This window comes from Candidatus Cardinium hertigii, assembly GCF_003788695.1.
In genome coordinates, this window is sequence record NZ_RARA01000025.1 from 52,732 (window position 1) to 57,891 (window position 5,160).

Annotated in this window: 3 protein-coding genes and 3 pseudogenes; 3 read left to right on the plus strand and 3 right to left on the minus strand. The window is 34.5% G+C overall.

The annotated features are described in order from the left end of the window. Window positions 1-53: 53 nt before the first annotated feature. Window positions 54-659, plus strand: a complete 606-nt coding sequence (locus EDM02_RS03405) for a hypothetical protein (RefSeq protein WP_123663105.1) — start codon at window positions 54-56, stop codon at window positions 657-659. A 61-nt stretch (window positions 660-720) separates the two neighbouring features. Further along, window positions 721-918: pseudogene (locus EDM02_RS03410) on the plus strand (IS66 family transposase); the annotation flags it as partial. Between the two features lie 672 nt (window positions 919-1,590). Here EDM02_RS03410 and EDM02_RS03415 read toward each other — a convergent pair. From EDM02_RS03415 to EDM02_RS06000, 3 genes and pseudogenes are all read right to left on the minus strand, one after another. Further along, a complete protein-coding gene (locus tag EDM02_RS03415; protein WP_123663107.1) occupies window positions 1,591-2,514 on the minus strand; it encodes an IS5 family transposase in 924 nt (307 codons plus the stop codon). Between the two features lie 1,242 nt (window positions 2,515-3,756). Beyond that, window positions 3,757-3,918: pseudogene (locus tag EDM02_RS03425) on the minus strand (IS5-like element ISCca3 family transposase); the annotation flags it as partial. Window positions 3,919-4,117: 199 nt separating this feature from the next. Beyond that, window positions 4,118-4,273 (minus strand): annotated as a pseudogene (locus tag EDM02_RS06000) (IS5-like element ISCca3 family transposase); the annotation flags it as partial. A 91-nt stretch (window positions 4,274-4,364) separates the two neighbouring features. Between EDM02_RS06000 and EDM02_RS03435 the strand changes: the two are divergent. Then, entirely contained in the window at window positions 4,365-5,024 is a 660-nt protein-coding gene (locus EDM02_RS03435) for an HD domain-containing protein (RefSeq protein ID WP_123662178.1), read from the plus strand. Window positions 5,025-5,160: the final 136 nt, after the last annotated feature.

Below are 5,160 nucleotides of genomic sequence, written 5' to 3' on the forward strand. Positions count from 1 at the left end.
ACTATTTTATTAACGCACAAGCTAAACCGGAATTAGAGAAAGCTGAACCAGAATTGGAGGAGAAAGATAAAGGGCATAGATTATTGATCCACATTAATTATGCATTGGATCGTAGAACGCAATATATGCTACAGTTTGTTCATAGAACTGTGAGGGATCATAACATGCATCAAAATATAATAGAAGAAAATACAACGAAAATTAGCAAAGCAAACCAAAACAAATTTAAGCTCCATGCAAGCTACAAAATTACCAATACTTGGAAAACCAATATAGCCATACAGTATACAAACTGCATGCTTTTGGGGCATACAAACCATGGCTACAGTCTATCTAGTACGCAGCAATGGAAGCGTCAAGAAAATTTACAATTTGACTTGCAAATACATTACTTTCAAACTGAAAATTTTATCACTCGACTTTATTTCTATGAGCCTAATTCCATGTTTAGCGATAACAAATTTAAATCTTACTACGGTACTGGTATGGCTTTTATGGGTTCAGCACGCTGGAAATTACTGCATTGGATGTCTTGGAATATACAATATAAACTTAAGCATCTATTTAGGAGGGTCATTAGGATGGAAGAAGTAGAAAAAAGGATTATGCCTTTAAGAACCGTACATAGCATAGGTATACAATGGATAGTAAGGTTTTGAACAGATAATATCCGCATTTTGGGATCTATGATGTCATACATCTTATCAATCTTGACTATAGGATCCCTTAACTATACCCTTAACGAATAACCATGCTGAAAGGCAGATTAGACATTATGTAGTCTATCGCAAGAATGCTTACTTTACCCAATCTGAACGGGGAAATAGATTTTTGGAAAGAATAATTTCTCTCTATCTATCCTGGAAGCAACAAAAGCTAAATCCTTTCCATATTCTTTCCCAGATTATAGAGACTTAGGCCACTCCACTGAACGGATACTAATGCAGGATCATAAAAATGCGCCTTGAACAAATATGTGACTTTTAAAGCTACTTTTTTTGCTTGATCAAAAAAAGTAGCCAAAAAAAATCAAGCGCTGGTGAAAAAACTGCTGAAAAGAAAGGAAAAAAACCGAAAATCAAATCTCGCTCCTACGGAGCTCAGACAAGTTGATTTTCTTTTTATTTTTCCCTTTCTTTTCTTTCCACAGTTTTTTCAAGGCGCACTCCTGTTTGTAATGATATCCTTGTCAGGAGCGTGAAAGAACACAAAAAGTGAGGCCGTTGCAACAGGCCGACAGTATAATTTTTTCTATTTTTCCAGTATTATTTTTTGTTATTTTTTGCCATTTTTGGGGTTATGGCAGTAAGAATATCATTATTTATTGNCTATGGCATGAGCTATACCTAGTTGATCTATCGTAGCTGCTACTAGACCTAGATGGTCTAATATTTTACTGCCTAATATATTCGATGGATGTATTTGCATATATATAACTACAGATGAACAGTTTAAACGCAATAGGTAATATAATTATTTTTTTTGTGGAAAAATACTACTACTGAACAAAATAAATAATGATTTTTATTGCGTTTTTGTGCGGAATGTCGGTTTTAGATGCTTTTAGTTCATTTTGGATAGACCATTCCCCTAGCAACCTCTTAAAATGATATTTGGGGACCTGTATAAGTTATAAGCTATTGCTTCCATAAGATGTTGTGTATGCATTTTATCAATACCTATATAGCGGGCTCCCGAACTGCGGAACCAACTTTTTATACTACCAAATACACGTTCTACCTTATAACGAGTCTTGGCTACTAATTTATTAAACCGCTTAGCGGTAGCTGATAAAGGATTATGCTTAGTAGCCTTCTTCTGAATAGCTGATTTTAACTTTTTTTTCTTTAATAACGTTTCATTAGGCGAACCGCTATAGCCCTTATCTGCATATACCCTGCTACCGGGCGGTAAGTTTACTTTATTTAATAAGTCTTCTAAATGACCGCTATCATGACTAGATGCTTTTGTGGTACTGACGGCTAGCACTAATCCTTCTTTACTTTCTACAAGTATATGCCGCTTATAGCCATAATATAGCTTAGGACCTTTTTTAGTCCAACTTGCTTCTGGATCTACTCCTTTTTGATAACTTTCAGATACGGTTATACTGCCATCTGCATGAAGATCATAACTTTTTTTCCATTTAGGACATCTGGGAGTAGGAGTTATTGAAGCATCAATAGCAGCTGAGCCATTTTTAACCAGTACCCCATGGGCAGATAGCTGATCATTAATTATATTTAATAACCTCTCTAGTGCCTTCTTCTTTGTAAGCATAGTCCTAAATCTGCTTAATACACTATGATCCGGAACCGAACTGTCCATTGAAATACCACAAAATAGGCTAAAAGTTATACGGTCGTTTACTTCTTCTTCTACTTGATAGTCACTCAGTCCATACCATGTCTGAAGTAAAAGCATTTTAAATAAAAGTAGGGGACTATAGGCAGGTTTGCCAGATAAGCGTAGGCCTTTAGCATAATAAATGCGAAGTTCTTTTNATTTTTTTATTTATTATGTCGCGTTATACTTTTAGATACCTTTTTAAGCTATTTTTTTTTAAGCTATTTTACTTTTTTATTACGTTTATATGGCATGCTGGACAATCACCTGCACAAGCTCAGGCAAAAAAGAAAAATACACCAGCTAAAAGTAATCAAAAGTCGTTACAGAAAAAAGCAACAACTTCCAGTTTAGAAACGAGTGAATGTTCTATTGATGACCAGCATATAGCACATGTACATGCTATTTTTGAGCGTATGGAAGAAATGCAAGATAAGCCCGGGTGTTCTTCTTCGGCAGATCTTGATGATGGCATTCGTTTTATAACGATGATATGTAATTCTAGGGCTAACGCTAACTCTAAAACAAAATTCCATAATAATTTTATAAAAACTATAAGGGAAAACCAAGATGGTATAGCCGTTCTAGCCTATTTACTTAAAGATAAAAAATCCTCCTTGCGTACTTTTTTTCAGAGCACATTACACAGATCTGGTACAAAATCAGCTGCTAATCTACTAGCATTGGCTAAAGAATTGTATACAATCCAGTGGAATACATCAAATAGCCTAAATAAAACAAATAGTATTACATTTGTTAAGACAAACAAACTAAAGGCATTGGAAAATAACCAAGATACCATAAACTTAAAGAATATTTCTAGTATATTAGATAGCTCATGTACGCAAGCTGTTCATCAATTTAAAGCATTATTTAAGCTTTTTTTTGAAGAAAATGCAACAGGTAATTATAGAGTGTCAGCAATATTGCAAGCTTTTCTGGAAAATGAAGTGGAATTCAAGCGTATTTCCAGTATATTAAGTGGTTCAGGCAAAAGTGCCGCTAAGGCTTTTGAGGAGTTGTTTGCAGAATTATTTGAGTGGAAAAACGGAGCATATGTACCTACTGCTAAATTAAAGGCTTTTAAGGCACGTCACATAGAGCTAGTAAATATCTCTACTATATTAAGTGGTTCAGGCAGAAGTGCTGCTGAATCTTTTCAGGAGTTATTTGATACACTATTTGAAAAAGGAAACGGAGAAGAAAATGGGGCATATGTGCCTACTGCTAAATTAAAGACTTTCACGGAACAGAAACATAAAGTAGAGTTAATCAATATCTGTAGTATATTACATGGTTCAGGCAGAAGTGCTGCTAAAGCTTTTCAGGAGTTGTTTAATGCACTATTTGAGAAAAAAAATGAGGCATATGTGCCTGGTAAGCGGCTAAAGGCCTTTAATGAACATGGNTGCCAGATAAGCGTAGGCCTTTAGCATAATAAATGCGAAGTTCTTTTTCAATTGTTGACCAATCAATTATTTTAGTGATTTGATCAAAAAAGGTATGTTTACATTTACGTTTACTTGCTGAAATATCTGCTAAACTTAATTGACCACTTGTTTGGATTGCCATAACTATACATTAGTAATAATTCTAAAAAATTAAACACCGAAAACTCATGTTAAATTAACCATTTTTTCAATGAGGGGAAAGTGGATTATTTATGATTAAATTTAATTGTCTATTGCAACGGCCTCCTATCGTTTCTGGCATAGAGAGGTGTTGCATAAATGGACCCATACGTACTGCCAATATCCGACATTCCGCATAAAATTTTTAAAANTTTAGCATAATAAATGCGAAGTTCTTTTTCAATTGTTGACCAATCAATTATTTTAGTGATTTGATCAAAAAAGGTATGTTTACATTTACGTTTACTTGCTGAAATATCTGCTAAACTTAATTGACCACTTGTTTGGATTGCCATAACTATACATTAGTAATAATTCTAAAAAATTAAACACCGAAAACTCATGTTAACTTAACCATTTTTTCAATGAGGGGAAAGTGGATTATTTATGATTAAATTTAATTGTCTATTGCAACGGCCTCACTACCATTCTACCGATTTGGCTGCTAATAAGGTAAGCGAAACAACCGAAAGCTTAGCACAAGAAAGAACGTTAGTAGACTTGCTTACAGCAGAAACCAATTTGACGCAAGAAATAGTGGAAAAAACCATTGCTTTTATTAAAAATGCGCATGGTCTTATGATACGTAAATCGGGAGCGCCTTATTATACGCATCCTATGGCAGTAGCTAAGATACTGCTAGATGTTACCAAAGATCCATCTACCATTCTAGCTGGTTTGTTGCATGATATAGTAGAAGATACACCGGTAACCTTAACCCAAATAGATCTCATGTATGGCCCTGAAGTTGCCTATATTGTAGATAGGGTTACCCATTACCATACAAATGGTTATCCTTGGAAATTCAGTGATATGGAAAACAAAAATATGCTGAGCCAATGTGTTAACATCCGTGTTATACAGGTTAAATTAGCTGATAGGCTCCACAATACTCAAACTTTATATGCGCGTGAATGGGCAGATCAACAACGCATAGCCAAAGAAACGCTTTCGTTCTATATTCCATGGGGGAAAAAAAATAATATCTGCTCAAAGTGGTTAACAGAAATGCAGTATATTTGTGAAGAAATTTTGAATAGAAAATAGAAAGTATTCGTTAAAGCTACTTTTTTTGCTTGATCAAAAAAAGTAGCCAAAAAAAATCAAGCGCTGGTGAAAAAACTGCTGAAAAGAAAGGGAAAAAACCGAAAATCAAATCTCGCTCCTACGGTTACTCAATGGA

Coding starts and splice junctions, on each gene's coding strand:
- EDM02_RS03435 (WP_123662178.1), top strand. CDS start 4,365: ATGATTAAATTTAATTGTCTATTGCAACGGCCTCACTACCATTCTACC.